Annotated in this window: 18 protein-coding genes; 17 read left to right on the top strand and 1 reads right to left on the bottom strand. The window is 42.3% G+C overall.

All coding sequences use genetic code 11. The features are described 5' to 3' along the window. Positions 1-27: 27 nt before the first annotated feature. On the bottom strand, positions 28-1,170 hold the full coding sequence (gene ytvI / locus ACIQXH_RS03665; protein WP_403122154.1) for a sporulation integral membrane protein YtvI: 1,143 nt from the start codon (positions 1,168-1,170) through the stop codon (positions 28-30). 188 nt (positions 1,171-1,358) lie between these two features. Between ytvI and ACIQXH_RS03660 the strand changes: the two genes are divergently transcribed. The 17 genes from ACIQXH_RS03660 to dnaI all read left to right on the top strand — a co-directional run bounded on the left by ACIQXH_RS03660 (position 1,359) and on the right by dnaI (position 20,812). After that, complete coding sequence (locus ACIQXH_RS03660) at positions 1,359-1,820, top strand: DUF441 domain-containing protein (RefSeq protein ID WP_402874391.1); 462 nt, start codon at positions 1,359-1,361, stop codon at positions 1,818-1,820. A gap of 543 nt (positions 1,821-2,363) precedes the next feature. Beyond that, positions 2,364-3,479 carry a citrate synthase gene (gene citZ, locus ACIQXH_RS03655; protein ID WP_402874394.1) on the top strand — a complete coding sequence of 372 codons (1,116 nt, stop codon included), beginning with the start codon at positions 2,364-2,366 and terminating at the stop codon, positions 3,477-3,479. 155 nt (positions 3,480-3,634) lie between these two features. Continuing rightward, entirely contained in the window at positions 3,635-4,903 is a 1,269-nt protein-coding gene (gene icd, locus ACIQXH_RS03650; RefSeq protein WP_402874397.1) for an NADP-dependent isocitrate dehydrogenase, read from the top strand. A gap of 123 nt (positions 4,904-5,026) precedes the next feature. After that, positions 5,027-5,962, top strand: coding sequence for a malate dehydrogenase (mdh, locus tag ACIQXH_RS03645; RefSeq protein ID WP_403122152.1), 936 nt, complete (start codon positions 5,027-5,029; stop codon positions 5,960-5,962). Positions 5,963-6,214: 252 nt separating this feature from the next. Further along, positions 6,215-6,931: a response regulator transcription factor gene (locus tag ACIQXH_RS03640; RefSeq protein WP_402874401.1), complete on the top strand. Its 717-nt coding sequence runs from the start codon at positions 6,215-6,217 to the stop codon at positions 6,929-6,931. Beyond that, a complete protein-coding gene (gene pnpS, locus ACIQXH_RS03635; RefSeq protein ID WP_403122150.1) occupies positions 6,928-8,706 on the top strand; it encodes a two-component system histidine kinase PnpS in 1,779 nt (592 codons plus the stop codon). Before ACIQXH_RS03640 ends, pnpS begins: the two co-directional genes overlap by 4 nt. A gap of 232 nt (positions 8,707-8,938) precedes the next feature. Beyond that, positions 8,939-9,952: an FtsH protease activity modulator HflK gene (gene hflK, locus ACIQXH_RS03630; RefSeq protein ID WP_402874637.1), complete on the top strand. Its 1,014-nt coding sequence runs from the start codon at positions 8,939-8,941 to the stop codon at positions 9,950-9,952. Beyond that, a complete protein-coding gene (hflC, locus tag ACIQXH_RS03625; RefSeq protein WP_402874405.1) occupies positions 9,949-10,878 on the top strand; it encodes a protease modulator HflC in 930 nt (309 codons plus the stop codon). Before hflK ends, hflC begins: the two co-directional genes overlap by 4 nt. 128 nt (positions 10,879-11,006) lie before the next feature. Beyond that, positions 11,007-13,634 (top strand): DNA polymerase I, encoded by a 2,628-nt coding sequence (gene polA, locus ACIQXH_RS03620; protein WP_402874408.1) that lies wholly within the window; start codon positions 11,007-11,009, stop codon positions 13,632-13,634. A gap of 19 nt (positions 13,635-13,653) precedes the next feature. Beyond that, positions 13,654-14,484: a DNA-formamidopyrimidine glycosylase gene (gene mutM, locus ACIQXH_RS03615; protein WP_403122148.1), complete on the top strand. Its 831-nt coding sequence runs from the start codon at positions 13,654-13,656 to the stop codon at positions 14,482-14,484. Positions 14,485-14,561: 77 nt separating this feature from the next. Beyond that, positions 14,562-15,194, top strand: a complete 633-nt coding sequence (ytaF, locus tag ACIQXH_RS03610) for a sporulation membrane protein YtaF (protein ID WP_402874414.1) — start codon at positions 14,562-14,564, stop codon at positions 15,192-15,194. Positions 15,195-15,217: 23 nt separating this feature from the next. Continuing rightward, entirely contained in the window at positions 15,218-15,817 is a 600-nt protein-coding gene (coaE, locus tag ACIQXH_RS03605) for a dephospho-CoA kinase (protein WP_402986579.1), read from the top strand. A 157-nt stretch (positions 15,818-15,974) separates the two neighbouring features. Beyond that, positions 15,975-17,012 (top strand): glyceraldehyde-3-phosphate dehydrogenase, encoded by a 1,038-nt coding sequence (locus tag ACIQXH_RS03600; RefSeq protein WP_402874420.1) that lies wholly within the window; start codon positions 15,975-15,977, stop codon positions 17,010-17,012. A gap of 316 nt (positions 17,013-17,328) precedes the next feature. Beyond that, entirely contained in the window at positions 17,329-17,709 is a 381-nt protein-coding gene (speD, locus tag ACIQXH_RS03595; RefSeq protein ID WP_402874640.1) for an adenosylmethionine decarboxylase, read from the top strand. 239 nt (positions 17,710-17,948) lie between these two features. Continuing rightward, complete coding sequence (gene nrdR, locus ACIQXH_RS03590; protein ID WP_402874421.1) at positions 17,949-18,410, top strand: transcriptional regulator NrdR; 462 nt, start codon at positions 17,949-17,951, stop codon at positions 18,408-18,410. 58 nt (positions 18,411-18,468) lie between these two features. After that, entirely contained in the window at positions 18,469-19,887 is a 1,419-nt protein-coding gene (locus ACIQXH_RS03585) for a replication initiation and membrane attachment family protein (protein ID WP_403122146.1), read from the top strand. Beyond that, positions 19,874-20,812: a primosomal protein DnaI gene (gene dnaI / locus ACIQXH_RS03580; protein ID WP_402874427.1), complete on the top strand. Its 939-nt coding sequence runs from the start codon at positions 19,874-19,876 to the stop codon at positions 20,810-20,812. Before ACIQXH_RS03585 ends, dnaI begins: the two co-directional genes overlap by 14 nt. Positions 20,813-20,859: the final 47 nt, after the last annotated feature.

Here is a 20,859-nt window from a genome sequence, read left to right as displayed (position 1 = left end):
GAATATCGGGCGGATTTTTCTTTGAGTCTAAAGAAATTTGTTTGGAGTAGGTTTTTTCGTATCCGGTCCCATGATGTACGACCAAATGGTTTGAAAGACATGAGCACGTTGAAGGGTATTGAATATGACTAGGGTTACTGGCCCGGCGATCAATCCAAGAAACCCGATTAATTTAAAACCAATGAATAAGGCGATGAGAGTAGCAAGTGGATCCAAGCCAATACTAGAAGAAAGAACTTTTGGTTCAATTAGTTGGCGCTGGACAACAACGATGATGTAAAGCACAGACAGCCCGATGGCAAGGCTGGTATTCCCAGAGATGAATTCGAAGATGATCCATGGAATGAAGATGGTCCCTGTACCCAAATAAGGAATGATATCGACTAAGCCGCAAATTAAAGCGATGGTAATCGAATACTTGACCCCTAATATAAGAAATCCGATTAAAATGGTAACGGTCGTTAATGAAACTAGAGTGAATTGAGCGCGAATGAATCCGAATAATGCTCGTTTTAAATCACGGAATAAACGTTTGGCCCCGGAAAATAGTTTATTTGGCAATACATTTCCCGTCATTCGTCCGAAACGGTCATAGTCTTTGCTGATGAAGAAAGTGCCCAGTAGGGTAAAGAGTAGTGCTGTCACCGTCGTTGGAAACCAGCCGATGATGGCGGGGATGTTTTTCAGGAATGTCTGAATGAAACCGCTGACCCCGGTAGTGATGGATTCACCAATATTTTGGATGTTCTTTAGGATGGTGTCCTGCTGATCTTGATCTAATGTATTGAACATGGCTGTGGTTTGGTTATATAGGGGAATGATCTTGGTGGCAATGAGCGTTTCTATGTAATCTACGATGGTTTCGATATGTTCCGGTATCACACCCGCAAGGTAATTAGTACCTGATATGATTTCGGTAACTAATAGGGTGATGAGTCCGGCAAAAATAAGGAAAATGAGTAATAGGGAGACAAATACAGCAAGTCCTCGTGGCAAGTGAGCTTTCTTTTCGAAGAAAGTCACAAGGGGGTTCATCAAGAAAGCAATGATCATGGCAATAATGAATGGATACGTATACTTAGATAAATAAAATAAGGAGATCCCGCCCAAAATGATGATTCCGATGACTGATATGAAACGAATGAAACGGTAGATGTAAACAGGATTCAAGACATTCCCTCCTTCTAACGGCTGCATTGTATTATAATTGTAACGACAATGGTAAAGAAAGGAAAGTTCCTTTTGGATCCAATCTGAACTATTTCTATTGGTAGCCAAATAAATACCATGGGTTTTGACAAAGGTAAACAGGCGGTTTGTTATGTTAAAATAACAAAAAGGAAAGAGGAGGAGGAGAAGTGATAAACGGCCCGGTCGTGTTTTTAATTTTACTTGCGGCAATCGGTTGGTTTGGGAAAAACACATCCCTTATTGCCGCAGCAGGTTTTCTTTTACTCATGAAAATCATTGGTCTTGATGCCAAAGTGTTCCCTTATTTAGAAGCAAAGGGAATCAACCTAGGCGTTACGATTATTACGATTGCAGTGCTCATCCCTATTGCTAATGGGGCGATTGGCTTCAAGGAACTGGGGGATGCGATTAAATCGCCCTATGCATGGATTGCGCTGGCTTCTGGTATAGCTGTTGCCTTGATTGCGAAAAATGGAATTACCTTGCTTTCTCACGATCCACATATTACAACCGCCTTGGTTTTTGGGACGATTCTAGCCGTCGCATTATTCAAAGGTGTGGCTGTAGGTCCGTTGATCGGTGCTGGAATTGCTTATTTATGCATGCAGATTTTTGATTTTTTTAAATAATTGACACAGGGAATGAATAGTAATTGTTTAATTTTTCTGGAATCTTTTTTTCTTTTCTATGTTAGATTTATTCTGCTTCATTTCGTTTTTTTGTAATAATGTGGTGGAAAAAGCTGAAAAAAAAGGTGGATTAGGAATAGAGATTTTTCTAATGAAATAATAATTTTTTCATATTTTAAGCGCTTTTCATTCCCAAAAAAGTGATTATTGTTTATAATAATGTTGTAACTACTCCGAGTCATTATATTAGGATTTAGAAATAGTAGTTTCTGATGATCTAAAAAAAGAGTGTAGTTATTTGAGCAAGCGCTCACTAGGAAGCGAAGCTACAAGCATTAATTTTTAGAATTCGTATAAGCGATTGTAAAAGGTCGTGCATGCTCCTTTGATTGGCATTCACATCAGTGAATACTTATCGATGGGTGACGCATGTCTTCAGCTAAAAAATAGATGGTTGGGTAGGATAGCTTACTCTTGGAAGCGCTATATTTATACGTAATGAGCAAGGATATAGGGGAATTTTAGAAAAAGGAGAGATTTTATATGACAGCAACAAAAGGTCTAGAAGGTGTGGTAGCAACCACTTCATCCGTAAGCTCGATTATCGACGATACACTAACTTACGTTGGGTACGATATCGATGATTTAGCTACAAATGCCACTTTTGAGGAAGTAATCTATCTTTTATGGCATGGAGCTCTTCCAAACAAAAGCCAATTAGCTGAATTAACTAAACAACTAGCTGAAAACGCAGAACTTCCTGCAGAAGTTGTTAATCATTTCAAAACATACCCAATTGATAAAGTACATCCAATGGGTGCTCTTCGCACAGCGGTATCACTTCTTGGTCTATATGATGAAGAAGCTGACGTAATGAGTGAAGAAGCTAACTATCGTAAAGCCATTCGCATCCAAGCTAAAATCCCAACGTTGGTAACAACTTTCGCCCGTACCCGTCAAGGTAAGGAAGCGGTTGCACCACGTAAAGATCTAAGCTTCGCTGCTAACTTCTTATATATGTTAAGTGGTAACGAGCCAACTGCAATCGAAGAAGAAGCATTCAACAAAGCATTGGTTCTACATGCTGACCATGAATTAAACGCTTCTACTTTCACTGCACGCGTTTGCGTTGCTACTCTTTCTGATATCTATTCTGGCGTTACATCTGCCATTGGCGCATTAAAAGGCCCACTTCATGGCGGAGCTAACGAACAAGTTATGAAAATGCTTACAGAAATCGGTTCAGTAGAAAACGTTGAGCCTTATATCAACGAAAAACTAGCTAACAAAGAAAAAATCATGGGCTTTGGCCACCGTGTATACCGTAAAGGTGACCCACGTGCTAAACACCTTAAAGAAATGTCTAAAAAATTGACTGAGCTTACTGGTCAGCCTCAATATTATGAAATGTCGACTAAAATTCACGAAATCGTGACTGGTCAAAAAAATCTTCCGCCAAACGTAGATTTCTATTCAGCTTCTGTATACCACAGCCTAGGTATCGAGCATGACCTATTCACACCAGTCTTTGCTGTTAGCCGTGCATCAGGTTGGATCGCTCATATCCTTGAGCAATATTCAAACAACCGCCTTATCCGTCCACGTGCAGAGTATGTTGGACCAGGTATGCAAAAGTACATTCCGATTGAAAATCGATAAAATTTTTGAATAAATAAAAGTTTTTTCAAAATTTATATTTAATTTCATCGGATTTGTAGTAAATTAAAAGATGTGAGTAAACGAGGTTAGTGGTTCTGCCAAGAATTATAAGGCAGACCAACTAGCCTTTGAATTTGAATCGGAGGTAAAGAGACATGACACAAAGCCAAAAAATCACAGTTACTAACGGTGTTCTTAACGTACCAAACAATCCAATCGTTCCTTTCATTGAAGGTGACGGAATCGGTCCTGATATCTGGGCAGCAGCAGTACGCGTTTTAGACGCAGCTGTAGAAAAAGCATACAATGGCGAAAAGAAAATTGAATGGAAAGAAGTTTTAGCTGGACAAAAAGCATTTGACCAAACAGGCGAATGGCTTCCACAAGAAACTCTTGATGTCATCAACGAATATCTAATCGCTATTAAAGGACCACTTACAACTCCAATCGGTGGCGGTATCCGTTCATTAAACGTAGCATTACGCCAAGTATTAGACTTATTCGTATGTCTACGCCCAGTACGTTACTTCGAAGGTGTACCTTCTCCAGTAAAACGTCCTGAAGACACTGACATGGTTATCTTCCGTGAAAACACTGAAGACATCTATGCTGGTATCGAATATGCTAAAGGTTCTGACCAAGCGAAAAAACTTATCGACTTCTTGCAAACTGAGTTCGGTGTTAAAAACATCCGTTTCCCTGAAACTTCTGGTATTGGTATCAAGCCAATTTCTGAAGAAGGTACAAAACGTCTTGTTCGCGCTGCACTTAACTATGCAATCAAAGAAGGCCGTAAATCATTAACACTTGTTCATAAAGGTAATATCATGAAGTTCACGGAAGGCGCATTCAAAACTTGGGGTTATGAAGTTGCAGAAACTGAATTCGCTGACAAAGTGTTCACTTGGAACCAATATGATCAAATCAAAGAAGCTGAAGGAACAGAAGCTGCTAACAAAGCACAATCTGCTGCAGAAGCTGAAGGCAAAATCATCGTTAAAGATTCTATTGCCGATATCTTCTTACAACAAATCCTAACTCGTCCAAGAGAGTTTGACGTTGTTGCAACAATGAACTTAAACGGAGATTACATCTCTGATGCACTAGCTGCTCAAGTTGGCGGAATTGGTATTGCTCCAGGAGCTAACATCAACTACGAAACTGGACATGCTATTTTCGAAGCAACTCACGGTACTGCTCCTAAATATGCTGGTCTTGACAAAGTTAACCCATCTTCAGTTCTTCTTTCAGGCGTTCTTTTACTTGAACACCTTGGATGGAATGAAGCTGCGGACAGCATCACTAAATCAGTAGAACAAACAATCGCTTCTAAAGTTGTTACATACGACTTTGCCCGCCTAATGGAAGGTGCAAAAGAAGTTAAATGTTCTGAGTTCGCTGACGAGCTAATCAAAAACCTTTAATTTTTACTAATGACGCCTTCAGGAAAAGAGCTGACTTCAGCTCCTTTTCCGGGAGGCGTATAATTATGTATACAGATGTTAAAAGTATTCCGAAATATTTGCATATTTTAAGGAGGAATTAACATGTCTACACGTAAAAAGATTACAGTAGTTGGTGCAGGATTCACTGGAGCTACCGCAGCATTCCTTGCCGCTCAAAAAGAACTCGGTGACATCGTTTTAGTTGATATTCCACAATCAGAAAACCCTACAAAAGGTAAGGCACTTGATATGGCTGAAGCAGGTCCTGTTCTAGGATTTGACGCCTCTATCATCGGCACTTCCGACTACTCAGATACAGCAGACTCAGACGTCGTCATCATCACTGCCGGGATCGCCCGCAAACCAGGCATGAGCCGTGATGATTTAGTTCAGACGAACCAAAAAGTCATGAAAGCTGTAACGAAAGAAGTGGTCAAATACTCTCCACATGCAACCATCATCGTTTTAACCAATCCAGTAGATGCAATGACTTATACGGTTTACAAGGAATCGGGTTTTCCAAAAGAACGAGTAATCGGACAATCAGGCGTGCTTGATACTGCCCGTTTCCGTACGTTCGTCGCTCAAGAATTGAATATGTCGGTTAAGGACGTAACCGGTTTCGTCCTGGGTGGGCATGGTGACGACATGGTGCCTTTAGTACGTTACTCATACGCCGGAGGCATTCCTTTGGAAACATTAATACCAAAAGAACGTCTAGACGCAATCGTTGCCCGTACTCGTACTGGCGGCGGGGAAATCGTCAACCTACTTGGCAATGGTAGTGCCTATTACGCACCTGCGGCATCCCTTGTGGAAATGGCGGAAACAATCCTGAAAGACCAACATCGCGTTCTTCCATCAATCGCCTACCTTGAAGGTGAATATGGATTCGAAGGCATCTACCTTGGTGTGCCTACGGTCTTAGGTGCCAATGGAATTGAACGAATCATCGAACTTGAATTGACGGAATCTGAAAAAGCTGCCCTTTCGAAATCAGTCGATTCCGTTAAAGCAGTCATGAAAATCTTACAATAACTCATCCGTTTCATAACAAGACTGCCCGAAACGTGACAGGAATGCTTGTGTTCCTTTCACCTATCAGGTGGTCTTTTTATGTATCGACCCGGATTTTTCGTCCTTACCTTACTTGAGGCAGTAAAAGGAATTGGTGATTTTGGGAGGACGAGAGAATTTTAAGTGTGAATTACAGATAATATTCTTTATAATAGAATTGGATGAGTAGACAAAAGCATGTCTTAAGGGTAATACATAATTCAGGAGGATCTAATGTCAAAGAAAATTCTCGTAGTGGATGATGAACAATCAATTGTTACCTTACTTCAATACAATTTAGAGCAGGCTGGTTACTCTGTAATTACAGCATTGGACGGGGAAGAAGGTTTACAGGCAGCTGTTGAGCTTTGTCCTGATTTGGTCGTATTGGATTTAATGCTACCCAAATTGGATGGGCTTGAAGTGTGTAAACAGCTTCGCCAACAGAAAATAAATATCCCGATTTTGATGTTAACAGCTAAAGATGATGAATTTGATAAGGTGCTTGGCCTGGAATTAGGAGCAGATGATTACTTAACGAAGCCCTTTAGCCCACGTGAGGTAGTTGCCCGGATTAAAGCGATACTAAGAAGATCACAGCATTCTAATAGTACTGAAAATAATGATGATCCAGAGAATGATTCACTGAAAATAGGCGACTTGAAGATCTTTCCTGAACGCTATGAAGCCTATTTCGAGGAGAATCAACTAGAATTGACTCCAAAGGAATTTGAATTACTTTTATACCTCGTGAAGAATAAAGGAAGAGTGTTAACGAGGGATCAATTATTGAGCACGGTGTGGAATTATGATTTTGCCGGAGATTCTCGTATCGTGGATGTCCATATCAGCCATCTGAGGGAGAAAATTGAATCAGACACAAAAAAACCTCTGTATATCAAAACGATAAGGGGCTTGGGTTACAAGTTCGAGGAGCCTAAAAGAGAATGACGACCTACCGTAAGAAACTGCTATTTACCCTCATCACGCTGGTGATGGTCGTACTGATGGCCGTTGGTTTTTTGTTGGGCCATCTTTTCAAAAGCTATTATATTAAAACATTCAACGAACGAATTCAAAATGAAACGTTTTTCATTTCTACATATATTAAAGAGCATGGCGGTATCACCTCCTTTTTGGAAAAAGGTAAAACGTCGAAACTAACGCCGTTGCTTGAATCCAACTTAACTATTCTTTCGACAGATGGAGAGGTTTTATATGATTCGTCCTCTTCAAATGAGTTGCTTGATAGCCATGCAGAAGTCCTTCGGAAAATCACCCTTGAAAAAACGGGGGAGCAGCGTGAAGGCTATGAAGTGGTGGAGGGGGATTCGGACCTTCATTATTACTGGAGCGCCGTTGAAAAGGATGGCGAGATTGAAGGATTTGTCATCCATAGTAATGAAATCGAGGCAATTCAACAAGTCAACCGGCAAATGTGGAGCATATTGGTCATTTGCTTGGGTGCAGCCTTGATCATCATCCTGATGCTGGCAAGTAAAATCACTTCCTATTACACCCGGCCGATTGAAGAGGCCACAATGGCAGCGATTGACCTGGCAAAAGGAAATTACCGTACCCGAAAATTCGAGCAACATTCAGATGAAACGGGGATGTTGACGAACTCGTTGAATATCCTGGCAAGGAACCTCCAAGAAACCGAAATGGCGAGGGAAATGAACCAGGATCGTTTGGAAACGCTCGTCGAAAATATGGGGAGTGGTGTGCTGTTAATTGACAGCAAAGGATATACAACGCTAATCAACCGGGAATTCAAGAAAACCTTTGATGTAGATTCGCATACATTCCTATATCAAGACTATTATTCTGTGATAAAGGATGAAGAAGTCATAGCTCTAATAGAAGAGATTTTCAGGACGGAAAAAACGATAAAACGTCAGGTGAAAATTCCGCTTGCCCTTAAACGAAAGCATTTCGAAATCTATGGAGCCCCCATTATCGGTGATTATGATGAATGGAAGGGAATCCTGCTTATTTTCCATGACATCACTGAACTGAAAAGACTGGAACAAATGCGGAAGGATTTTGTGGCCAATGTCTCTCATGAATTGAGGACACCGATTACTTCTATTAAAGGCTTTTCGGAAACATTGCTGGATGGGGCCTGGAAGGATGAGAAAACCTTAAAGCACTTTTTATCGATCATTTTAAACGAAAGCGATCGGCTTCAAGAGCTCATTCAGGAACTTCTTAATTTATCCAAAATGGAACAGCAGGAATTTGTCCTGAAAACGGACAAGGTAGATATGACTACCATCCTTAAAGAAATCCAGGAAATGCTCATGGGTAAACTACGAAAAAAAGAAATCTCACTCGAAGTCAAAGTGCCTTCGCATTCAGTGGTTATTGAAGGGGAATCAGATCGGATCAAACAAGTGTTCATCAATTTGATTACCAATGCCTTAGCTTATACACCAAATGGTGGGATTGTGACTGTAACGGTTGCGGAGAAGGAACAAACCGTGGATGTGATCGTGCAGGACAATGGAATCGGGATTGAGGAGAAAGAGCTTCCGAGGATATTCGAACGATTTTATCGAATCGACAAGGCAAGGAGCCGAGATTCAGGTGGAACCGGGATTGGACTTGCCATCGTCAAACATATCGTGGAAGTTCATAAAGGCAAAATTAACGTAGAGAGTAAACCGGGAACCGGTACGACGTTCACCGTCACGTTGAATAAAAAATTGAAAGGGAATAGGTAGAGTTTACACAGGCTTTACACTTCCTTTAAACAAGCTTCATAATGGAGGGGTACAATGATTGTACAACCCCTCATCCAAGGAGTTAAGTAAGGCAGGGACATTTTAGTCCCTGCCTTTTTCTGTCTGAAAATGGGGAGTCAGTGCTGACTTGTTAAAAATTTTCAATTTTACGAAACTTTGGTCCCTTCTTTGCGTAAATAAGATATAACACCAAATAGAAGGGGTGATACATATCGTAAGCTTAAAAAGGATTTATACGGTAACGGGACTTGTTTTACTTATTATAATACTTGGAGTGGTGGCCATTTCCACCTGGTATACGGTGGATGAATCAGATCAATCCGTCATTATGACGTTTGGTAAGGTGGAGGAGACGATAACAGAGCCAGGTCTTCATTTTAAATTACCTTGGCCGATTCAATCGGTCCATAAACTATCCAAGGAAACATTCAGCCTCCAATTCGGGTATAAGGAAGAAGGAGGAAAAGTGAAGGAGTATCCGAGAGAGACCAAGATGATAACAGGTGATGAGAATATTGTACTGGCTGACTTGGTGGTGCAATGGAAAATTACCGACCCTCCTAAATATCTCTTCAATTCGGATGATCCACAGAAGATTTTATATGATACGACTTCCGCGTCTTTAAGGAGCATCATCGGAAGTACGAAAATCGACGATGCCCTCACTTCCGGTAAGGCGAAAATTGAAGCGGATGTTCGTGAATTGCTGTCGGAATTGATGAAGAAATATGACGTGGGCATTTCCATCTCCGCGGTTAAATTGCAGGATGTCGAGCTGCCCAACGAAGAAGTGCGTAAAGCTTTCACGAACGTAACGGATGCCAGGGAGACGGCGAATACGAAAATCAATGAAGCCAATAAATACGAGAACAAAAGGATTAATGAAGCGGAAGGGGAGAAAGATGCCCTTATTTCAAAAGCGAACGGCGATAAAGCAGCCCGTACGGAAGCGGCCCGCGGTGATGTGGCAGTATTTGAAAAACTATATAGTGAATATAAAGGCAATAAGGATATTACAAGGGACCGTCTGATTATTGAGACGCTTGAACAGGTATTGCCGAATGCGGATATTTATATCATGAATGATGATGGCAATACAATGAAGTATTTACCGCTCCGCCCATTAGAAAAAGAAGAAACGAAAACGGTGCCTGTCCCTGAGGAAGAAGAAGCAAAAGCACCGGATAACGAAGAGTCGGCAGTGAAAGGGGGCACCCAGCCATGAGTGGAAAAGTGATTGATTTCAATGAGCTAAAAAAGGGCGATTTTCATTGGAGAGGTTATGTGAAAATAGGGATATTCTTCATCATCTTTATCATCCTCATGCTGATCATCTTCACTAATGTGTATATTGTCAAAGAAGGGGAATACAAAGTCGTCCGCCAATTTGGAGAAGTGGTTAGGATTGATAAAACACCAGGACTGAAAGCCAAGGTGCCATTCATTCAAAGCGTTGTGACCTTGCCCAAGTATCAAATGAGCTCCGATGTATCCGAGGCAGAAATCAATACAAGAGATAAAAAAAGGATGTTGATCGATAATTATGCGGTCTGGCGGATTGAAGACCCGAAAAAATTGATCACCAATGCGAGAACACTGGAAAACGCCGAAACAAGGATGGAAGAGTTCATCTATTCTGCGGTCCGTTCAGAGTTGGGGCAGCTGAACTATGATGAAATCATCAACGAGAAATCATCGAGGGGAAGCTTGAACGACCGCATCACAGATAAGGTCAATGAACTGTTAGTGAAGGACAACTATGGAATCAGTCTTACTGATGTTCGTATCAAACGGACGGATTTACCTGCTGAAAATGAGGAGTCGGTCTATAAGCGGATGATATCCGAGCGGGAAAGTAAAGCGCAGGAATATCTATCAAAAGGGGATGCGAAGAAAAACCGGACCATCGCAAACACTGACCGAAAAGTGAAGGAAATGCTTTCATCGGCGGAAGCTGATGCAGAAGTCATCCGTGCTGAAGGAGAAGGAGAATCAGCTAAGATATATAATAAATCATTTTCCAAGGATCCAGAGTTTTATAAACTATACCGGACGCTGGAGTCTTACAAAAAAACGGTCGGTAATCAAACGGTTATCATTTTACCATCCGACTCGCCGTACGCAAGCTTGTTAATGGGAAATACTAAATAACAGCATAGCCGTTCATTTTTCTTTCCACTTCCACTCATGGTAGAATGGAAAGAGACGATGAACGGTTTTTTTGTGTGATTAATAGAAGCCGACCTACATAAAACGGGTGTGACTGGAGGAAGACAATTTTGAATAAAAAGTTAGTACTTATAGATGGAAATAGCATAGCTTACCGCGCATTTTTTGCGCTTCCGCTTTTGAATAACGACAAAGGGGTCCATACGAATTCTGTATATGGCTTCACCATGATGCTCAATCGCATTCTGGAGGAAGAAAAGCCGACCCATATACTCGTGGCCTTTGATGCCGGCAAAACGACGTTTAGACATGCGTCCTTTAAGGAATACAAGGGTGGCCGTCAGAAAACGCCACCGGAACTATCTGAACAGTTCCCCTTCATAAGGGAGCTGCTTGATTGCTTTCAAATAAAACGGTACGAACTGGAAAATTATGAAGCGGACGATATTATCGGAACGCTTTCCCTTCAGGCCGAGAAAGATGGGTTCGAGGTGAAGGTCATTTCCGGGGATAAGGATTTAACACAATTAGCTTCGCCAAACACGACCGTCTCGATTACGAAGAAGGGCATCACTGAAATCGAGGAGTATACACCGAAGCATATCCATGAAAAGTATGGCCTTTCCCCCGTACAAATCATTGATCTTAAAGGATTGATGGGCGATGCATCCGATAATATCCCAGGCATCCCCGGTGTGGGCGAGAAAACGGCACTTAAATTGCTGCATCAATTCGAAACGGTCGAAAACCTGCTGCAATCGATTGATGAGGTTAGCGGACAGAAGTTAAAAGAAAAGATTGAGGAGCATAAAGACCTTGCGCTACTAAGTAAGGAGCTTGCGACAATCACACGAGAAGCTCCCATTGAAGTGGGTGTGGACGAAACGGAATATAACGGAATGGATCAGGAAAAGGTCATTGACTTTTATAAAGAGTTAGGTTTCTCGACTCTTCTGGAAAAACTGGACGTATCAGGAGGGGAACCGCTAGAACAGGAAGACATCCATGTTCAGACGGGTTCAGAATTGACAATGGATATGCTTGCCGATGAGAATGCCCTATACATTGAAATTCTTGAGGATAACTACCATCGTGCAGAAATCCTGGGTATCTCCATCAGTAATGAACATGGACATTTTTATTTCCCGGGTGAAACCGTACTGACATCTGAAGTATTCAAAACATGGGCGGAGGATGATACCAAAAAGAAAACGGTCTTTGATGCGAAGCGTACGGTTGTACTTCTGCGCCACCGTGGAATCGATATAAAAGGCATTGATTTTGATGTATTTCTAGCTTCCTATATCTTGGATCCCGGAGAGTCTGTAGATGAAGTGGCGGAAATCACGAAAACGCAAGGGCTTGTGCGGCTAGAGAGCGATGATGTCTTTTATGGAAAAGGGGCAAAGAGGAAGATACCTGGAGATGCAGAACTTAGTGAGCATATTGCCAGAAAAGCGAAGGGCATTTTTGCATTGAAAGACCCGATGATCGAAAAGTTGCGTGAGTTCGAACAATACGATTTGTTAACGGACCTTGAGCTGCCATTATCCATCATCCTAGCAAATATGGAGTGGCAGGGCGTAAAGGTGGACATCGGAAGGCTGAAAAAGATGGGACAGGAATTGGCTGTCCGCTTAAGAAGCATTGAGGAACGAATTTTCGATTTAGCCGGGGAGGCATTCAATATCAATTCCCCGAAACAGCTCGGGGTGATCTTATTTGAAAAATTGGAGCTCCCCGTGTACAAAAAGACAAAAACGGGCTACTCCACGTCAGCGGATGTACTGGAAAAACTGGAAAGCCAGCATGATATCGTAAAGGAAATCCTGTTGTACCGGCAATTGGGCAAGTTGCAATCGACTTATATCGAGGGCTTGCTCAAAGTGGTGAACCAGGAAACGGATAAGGTGCATACCCGATTCAATCAGGCGTTGACCCAAACGGGCCGCCTTAGTTCAACGGACCCTAACTTGCAAAATATCCCGATTCGTCTAGAGGAAGGTCGGAAAATCAGACAGGCGTTCATTCCTTCCGAAAAGGATTGGATTATCTTCGCAGCCGACTATTCGCAAATCGAGCTCCGCGTATTGGCGCATATCGCCAATGACAGTGGATTGGTTGAAGCGTTCAGGGCCGGGATGGATATTCATACAAGGACGGCAATGGATGTATTCCATGTGCCTTCCGAGGAAGTCACATCAAATATGCGTAGACACGCTAAAGCCGTAAACTTCGGAATCGTTTATGGAATAAGTGACTATGGACTTTCTCAAAGTCTTGGGATAACACGTAAGGAAGCTGGGGAGTTCATCGAGAGGTACTTCAAAAGCTTCCCTGGTGTGCAGGATTATATGGAAGAAAGCATTCATGAAGCACGTAAGAATGGATACAGTACAACATTACTGCAAAGAAGACGCTACATTCCCGAAATCACGAGCCGTAATTTCAATATCAGAAGTTTTGCTGAAAGGACAGCGATGAATACCCCAATTCAGGGAAGTGCCGCAGATGTCATTAAACTAGCGATGATCAATATGAACGAACGCCTGAAAAAAGAAGGGCTTAAAACGAGGATGCTTCTGCAGGTTCATGATGAATTGATTTTCGAAACACCACCGGAGGAGCTCGAGATCCTGATGAAAATCGTACCGGAAGAAATGGAAAATGCGATTGAATTGAACGTTCCACTCAAAGTGGATTATGCATATGGACCAACATGGTTCGATGCTAAATAAATGAAGATAGGTGATTATAATGCCAGAACTTCCTGAAGTGGAAACCGTCAGAAGAACATTGGAACAGCTTGTTTTAGGAAAGGAAATCCTGGAGGTTTCCGTCTTCTGGCCCAAAATCATAAAGGCACCTGAGCCAGTTGAACAGTTTCAAGATGCATTAAGGGGTCAGACGATCCACAGCATTGGCCGTCGGGGCAAGTTCCTCATTTTCAACATGGACGACTATGCGATGGTCTCCCATTTAAGGATGGAAGGGAAATACGGGGTCCATTCGAAAGAGGAACCTTACGATAAGCATACCCATGTCATCTTCACCTTCACGGATGGCAGTGAGCTTAGGTATCGGGATGTCCGCAAATTCGGAACGATGCATTTATTTCGTAAAGGAGAAGAAATGGTGCAAATGCCTCTGTTGCATTTAGGTCCTGAACCACTATCGGAAGAATTCACCGTCGAGGGACTTCGTGCAAAACTTGCGAAAACGAGCAGGAAAATCAAACCTGTTCTACTCGACCAAACCGTCGTGGTCGGGATCGGTAATATATATGTGGACGAATCCTTATTCCGTTCAGGCATTCATCCGGAACGAGTGGCTTCCACCCTCACACTGGAAGAAATTCAAAAACTGCATGCCGAAATCATCGCCACTTTGAGCGAAGCGGTGGAAAAAGGCGGGAGCACGATACGTTCATACGTCAACTCACAAGGTCAAATCGGCATGTTTCAGTTGGAACTGAATGTATACGGACGCAAAGGGGAAAACTGCAAAATTTGCGGTACCGCGTTAGAAAAGCTAGTCGTCGCAGGACGGGGCACACATATATGCCCGACTTGCCAGCCAAATAAGTAATCATTTGATAAAACACATCGGATGGGCTCTTTCCATATACTGGGGTAGCAACTAGATGGGAAGGAGCATTCATTCCGATGTGGCTACAAATTATTTTTCTTGCTTTTGCAGTAAGTATTGACGGTTTCGGTGTGGGCATGACGTTCGGTATGCGCAAGGTGAAAATACCCTTGAAATCCATTGCTGTCGTATCGGTCTGTTCGGCAATGAGCTTGGGTATTGCGATGGTCATCGGTGAATTCATCAGTCAGCTTATCTCTGTCGGGGCCGCAGAAAAAACAGGGGGCATTATCCTCGTACTTTTGGGGTCGTGGATGGTGTACCAATATTTTAGGCCCGAGAAGGAAACGAATGATGAGCGATATCACGAAAAAATCATCTTCAATTTTGAAATTAAATCACTTGGAGTGGCTATCAATATCTTACAAAAACCAATGAATGCCGATTTTGATAGATCAGGGACGATTACCGGTATCGAGGCGCTTGTACTGGGCTTCGCATTATCGCTAGATGCGTTCGGTGCCGGAGTGGGAGCTGCCATGATGGGGATTTCCCCAATCATTCTTGCACTTTGCATTGCCGTGATGAGCTTCATCTTTATCGGGAGCGGACTTCAATCCGGCAAATTGCTTTCCAATAATAAAATCGTGCAGCATCTGACCTTTCTTCCGGGGGTATTACTGATTTTAATCGGATTATTCAAGTTATAAAGAACGGGGAAAAGGGGGAGCTTATGGGACAAATCATCGGGATCACTGGTGGAATTGCCAGTGGGAAAAGTAGTGTCAGTCAGTATTTAAGAGAATTGGGTTTCGTGATAGTGGATGCGGATGTGGCTTCCCGTGCAGTCGTGGAACCTGGAGAAGAGGCCTACCTACAAGTGGTGAAGGCTTTCGGGGAAGATCTTTTATTGTCTGATGGAAGGATCGACCGGGCAAAGTTAGGCTCGATCATATTTCACGATCAAGAAAAAAGGTTGCTTTTAAATCGTATCGTACATCCTGCCGTGAGAAATTGGATGCGCCAAGAAACGGAAAAGGCCCTTGCTGCTGGAGCGGAAACGGTATTCATGGACATTCCACTCCTGTTCGAAAGCAAGCTGACGTTCATGGTGGAAAGGACACTTTTGGTATACGTGGATGAATCGGTTCAACTAGAGCGATTAATGAACCGGAATGCGTTGACGGAAACCGACGCTTTAGCGAGAATCCATTCGCAAATGCCCTTGAAAGATAAAAAGGAACTAGCGGATGCCATCGTCGATAATAATGGCGATATAGAAGAAACCAAAAAGCAGGTTGTTGAAATACTTAAGAAATGGGAGATCCTATAGAGTGGAAAAGGAAGGGACTTTAACGGTTTCTTCCTTTTTGTTTTGAAAAAGGAAGAAATCCGCTTTTTTATTAACACATTTCAAGAGTAATGTGTTATACTAATTACATATGAAGGGTATTAAGTATAACATTAATATATTCAGGAGGGTCCGATAAATGAATTCAAGAATAGCGATTAACGGATTTGGAAGAATTGGAAGAATGGTTTTCCGTAAGGCAATAGTAGATGAGAGTCTGGACATCGTTGCCATTAATGCAAGCTATCCCGCTGAAACGTTAGCCCATTTATTGAAGTATGATACAATTCATGGGAAGTTTGACGGCATAATCATTGCCGAAAATGATTCTCTTGTAGTGAATGGACGACGTGTACAACTGATAAATAATCGCGATCCAAAGCTATTGCCTTGGAAAGAGATGGATATAGATATTGTAATCGAAGCTACGGGTAAATTCAATGAGCGTTCTAAAGCCGCCATGCACTTAGAAGCAGGGGCAAAAAGGGTCATCCTTTCCGCGCCGGGTAAAAATGAAGACGTTACCATTGTGATGGGCGTAAATCAGGAAGCGTTAGAAATCGACAAGCATTTCGTCATTTCGAATGCGTCGTGTACGACTAATTGCCTTGGACCGGTTGCCAAAGTACTTGATCAAAAGTTCGGCATAGACAATGGTTTGATGACAACCATCCATTCTTATACGAATGACCAAAATAACATCGATAACCCGCACAAAGATTTAAGGCGTGCCCGTGCGGCTGCAGAAAGTATCATCCCTACGACTACAGGGGCAGCTAAAGCTCTTTCATTGGTGTTGCCTCAATTGAAGGGCAAACTTCATGGTATGGCCATACGTGTACCGACGCCGAACGTCTCTTTAGTCGACCTTGTTGTGGATTTAAACCGTGATGTTACGATTGATGAAGTGAATCAGGCTTTCATAGATGCCTCAGAAAATGAGCTTAAAGGAATTATGGAATATACAACAGAACCGCTTGTTTCAAGTGATTTCAAGACCAATCCGCATTCTGCCATCATCGATGGTCTGTCGACGATGATGATTGGTGATAGAAAAGTGAAAATTCTGGCTTGGTACGATAACGAGTGGGGTTACTCCAATCGAGTAGTCGATCTTGTAAAATTGGTGGCTTCGGAGTTGACGAAGGCTTCTGAAGTTCAAATGTCAGTTAAATAAGAGTAATGGCCCGTTATATGTTTAACGGGCTATTTTTATGGATACGTTTAGGAAAGTTACGGAACCTTGTGTATTAATTCCTTGGTCCTGTCAGATTAACAATTAATGATTAAATTTCCAAAAATGCAAAATGCAGTTGCAAAAGAAATCCATACATTATATACTATGAATCGTGAACTTCCTAAAAAGGGAGTTTGCGTAATGGCTACTTAAAGGGTTAGGACCTCTTTGGACTAACTTTCCCCCGTGGTAGTTATTAAGGATTCAGAATTTTTAATTATGTAAGGGGGAACAGAATATGGAAACAGCTTACACGATGGAAACGATGGGAAGACATGTCATTTCTGAACTTTGGGGTTGTGACTTTGAAAAACTGAACAATATTGATTTAATTGAGAGAATCTTCGTCGATGCTGCACTGAAATCGGGTGCTGAGGTTCGCGAGGTGGCATTCCATAAATTTGCTCCACAAGGAGTGAGCGGGGTCGTCATTATCTCTGAATCACATCTGACCATTCATAGCTTTCCGGAACATGGATATGCCAGCATTGATGTTTATACATGCGGCAACTTAGATCCTAATATTGCAGCCGATTATATCGCGGAGGCTTTGAATGCACAAACGCGCGAGAATATTGAACTTCCACGTGGACTTGGTCCCGTGCAAATGAAAAAAACTAAAATGGGTGCTTTATAATAAACGGGTTAACAAGAGATGCTATATATGCATCTCTTTTTTGATGCCATGAAATGGCCATTCTTCCCTCATGGAAAAGCTCCATTAACAGGCATTTACATAGTAAGTACACACATCCTTTACCTGAAGTTTCACTTTTTACTTGTACTGGTTGTCCCTTTTATATAAGATTAAGATAAAATAGTATTCCTTAGGGAAGTTTGATTAGGAGTATCACTTAAAATACGGAGCTGGTAATGATGAAATGTCCATCATGTCAATATAACGGAACGAGAGTGCTCGATTCCAGGCCTGTCGATGAAAGTAAATCGATTCGACGACGCCGGGAATGCGAGGCATGCGGGTTTCGATTCACTACTTTTGAAAAGGTCGAGGAGACGCCGTTGATCGTCGTGAAAAAGGGCGGGACTCGGGAAGAGTTTAGCCGTGATAAAATCCTGCGTGGACTAATCAGGGCTTGTGAAAAGCGTCCGGTTCCATTGAAGGAACTAGAACAAATCACGAGTTATGTAGAAAAGGAATTGCGCAATCAGGGTATTTCGGAAGTGAAAAGTGACAGTGTCGGTGAAATGGTGATGGACCAACTGGCTGAAGTTGATGAAGTGGCCTATGTGAGATTTGCCTCCGTATACCGACAATTTAAAGATATTAATGTATTTATCGATGAACTGAAAGATTTAATAAATAAAGAAAGAAAGTAGAGCTGAAGATTTACTTTGGCTCTTTTTTCACTATATCTTTTGAAAGGTTTGAATGAAGATGTCAATGCATTGGCAGGAACTGCTCCCCGCGGATTCGTACATGGTGTCCTCTGCGGGGCTGCTTCATGATTATGATCGGAAAATACTGACACGGCTGTACCAACCTCTTATTGGACCGATCTGTATTAGCCTATACATGACGTTATGGAGCGAGTTGGAGGAGAACCGGCTTTGGTCGGAGGCTTCCTCCCATTATCAATTGATGAATACCATTGGCCTGAAATTAGGCGATATATATGAAGCGCGTCTTTTACTTGAAGGAATCGGATTGCTGAATGTGTACAAGAAATCGAAAGGGGATACGAAGGAATTCATCTATGAATTGAATCCGCCCCTATCCCCGCAGCAGTTTTTCACGGATGGCATGCTGAATATCTATTTATATAAAAAAATAGGAAAAGTCCAATTCAACCGGCTGAAGAGATTCTTTTGTGTGGACACGATTGCAACGGACCAGTTTGAATATGTGACGAAATCCTTTGCAGAGGTTTTTTCATCAGATCATCTAGATTCCCTCTATGTTACGGATGAAGCCAAAAACGAATGGAACCCATTGCCTAAACAGCAATTTATCGATCAATCTGACGGTGTCGAGCCTTCGGGGTTCGATGGCTTGTTTGATTTTGATCTTTTGTTCGCTGGGATGAAGAGCTCGATTGTACCCAAGAAGGCCTTTACGCCTAAAATTAGAAATACCATTGCCAAACTAGCTTTTTTATATGGCATCAATCCGCTTGAAATGCAAAAACTAGTAATGGATGCCGTAACGCTGGACGATGAGATCGATGAAGAGCTGCTTCGGAAAGCGGCAAGGGACTGGTACCAAATTGAACGCCAGGCCGACATGCCTTCCTTGATCAATCGTGTACAGCCTATACGGGAACGGACGCAAAAGGATGAACCGAAAACACAGGAGCAAGAGCTTATTCGCCATTTGGAGACTACTTCCCCGCGTGATCGGCTCATGCAATTATCCGGAGGAGCGGAACCGACCAGTGGTGATTTAAAAGTGGTGGAAGGTGTAATGATCAATCAGAAGCTGAATCCTGGAGTCGTGAATGTTTTAATCGAATACGTTATGCTTAAGACAGACATGAAATTCACAAAGGGATATGTGGAAAAACTGGCAGGTCATTGGGCACGATTGAAGGTTTCCACAGTCATAGAAGCGATGGAACTGGCTAAAAATGAACACCGGAAATACCAAGAGTGGGCACAAGGAAGCAAGAACGTTGCCAAAGGCGGCCGGAAAAAATCGATCAGAGAAGAAGTGGTTCCGGACTGGCTTGAACAGGACGAGGAGAAACAGCCTGAACAGATAGCGGAACAGCCTGAACTGAGTGAACAAAAACGTGAACTTCAAGAGAAGTGGAAGCAGTGGAAAGCTGGAGGTGAAATAAACGATGGAAAAGATTAACAGATCGCTTAATAAACTGGCCAATACGGGTGATTTCCAGAAACGGTATGAACAGTTGAAGCAGGAAATCTTTGAAAATGAACAGGTGCGCCTTTTTCTGAATGCCAATAGCTCAACGGTCACAGAGGAAATGATTGATAAGAATTTAGGTAAGCTTTACGAATTCATTTCTCAGAGCAACAAGTGTGATAGATGTCCAAGCCTGGATGGGTGCATCAATATGATGCATGGGTATTATCCAAAGCTCGTTGTTCAAGGGAAGGCCCTTAATTTGAATTATGAAATCTGTCCGAGGAAATTGGCAGAGGATGAGAAGCGGAAACGGGAGAGGCTCATTCGCAGTCTATACGTTCCCAAGGATATATTGAAGGCAACGATTGAAGATTTTTCACAAACGGACGATGAAAATAAACGGTTAGGCGTCCTAGGAAAAGCGATATCGTTCATCATGGAATATGAGCCTGGCAAACGTCAAAAGGGATTGTATATATACGGAAAGTTTGGCGTTGGTAAGACGTATTTATTGGGTGCGATTGCCAATGAACTTGCGCAAAGGCAAATCTCTTCGATGATTGTCTATGTTCCTGATTATTTACGGGAACTGAAAGGTTCAATCGGTGATAATACCGTCAACGAGAAAATAGAGATGGTCAAAACGGCGCCTGTCCTGATGCTTGATGATATTGGGGCAGAATCGATGACAAGCTGGGGAAGGGATGAAGTCATAGGGCCCATCCTGCAATTTAGAATGCTTGAAAATTTACCGACGTTTTTCACTTCCAATTTTGATATGAAGGGTCTGGAGAATCACTTGACTTATTCCCAACGCGGTGAGAAAGAAGAAGTGAAAGCGGCAAGGGTATTGGAGAGGATTCAATATTTAGCGGAACCTGTAAAGCTTGATGGTATCAATCGCAGAAGGTAAAGGAAGGTGGTCTCTACAAAGAGGCTGCTTTTTTTTGCCCTTTCACA

The organism is Peribacillus sp. NPDC097225 (genome assembly GCF_044761955.1).
Taxonomy (GTDB): Bacteria; Bacillota; Bacilli; order Bacillales; family DSM-1321; genus Peribacillus.
This window is presented reverse-complemented; position numbering and strand designations above follow the sequence as displayed.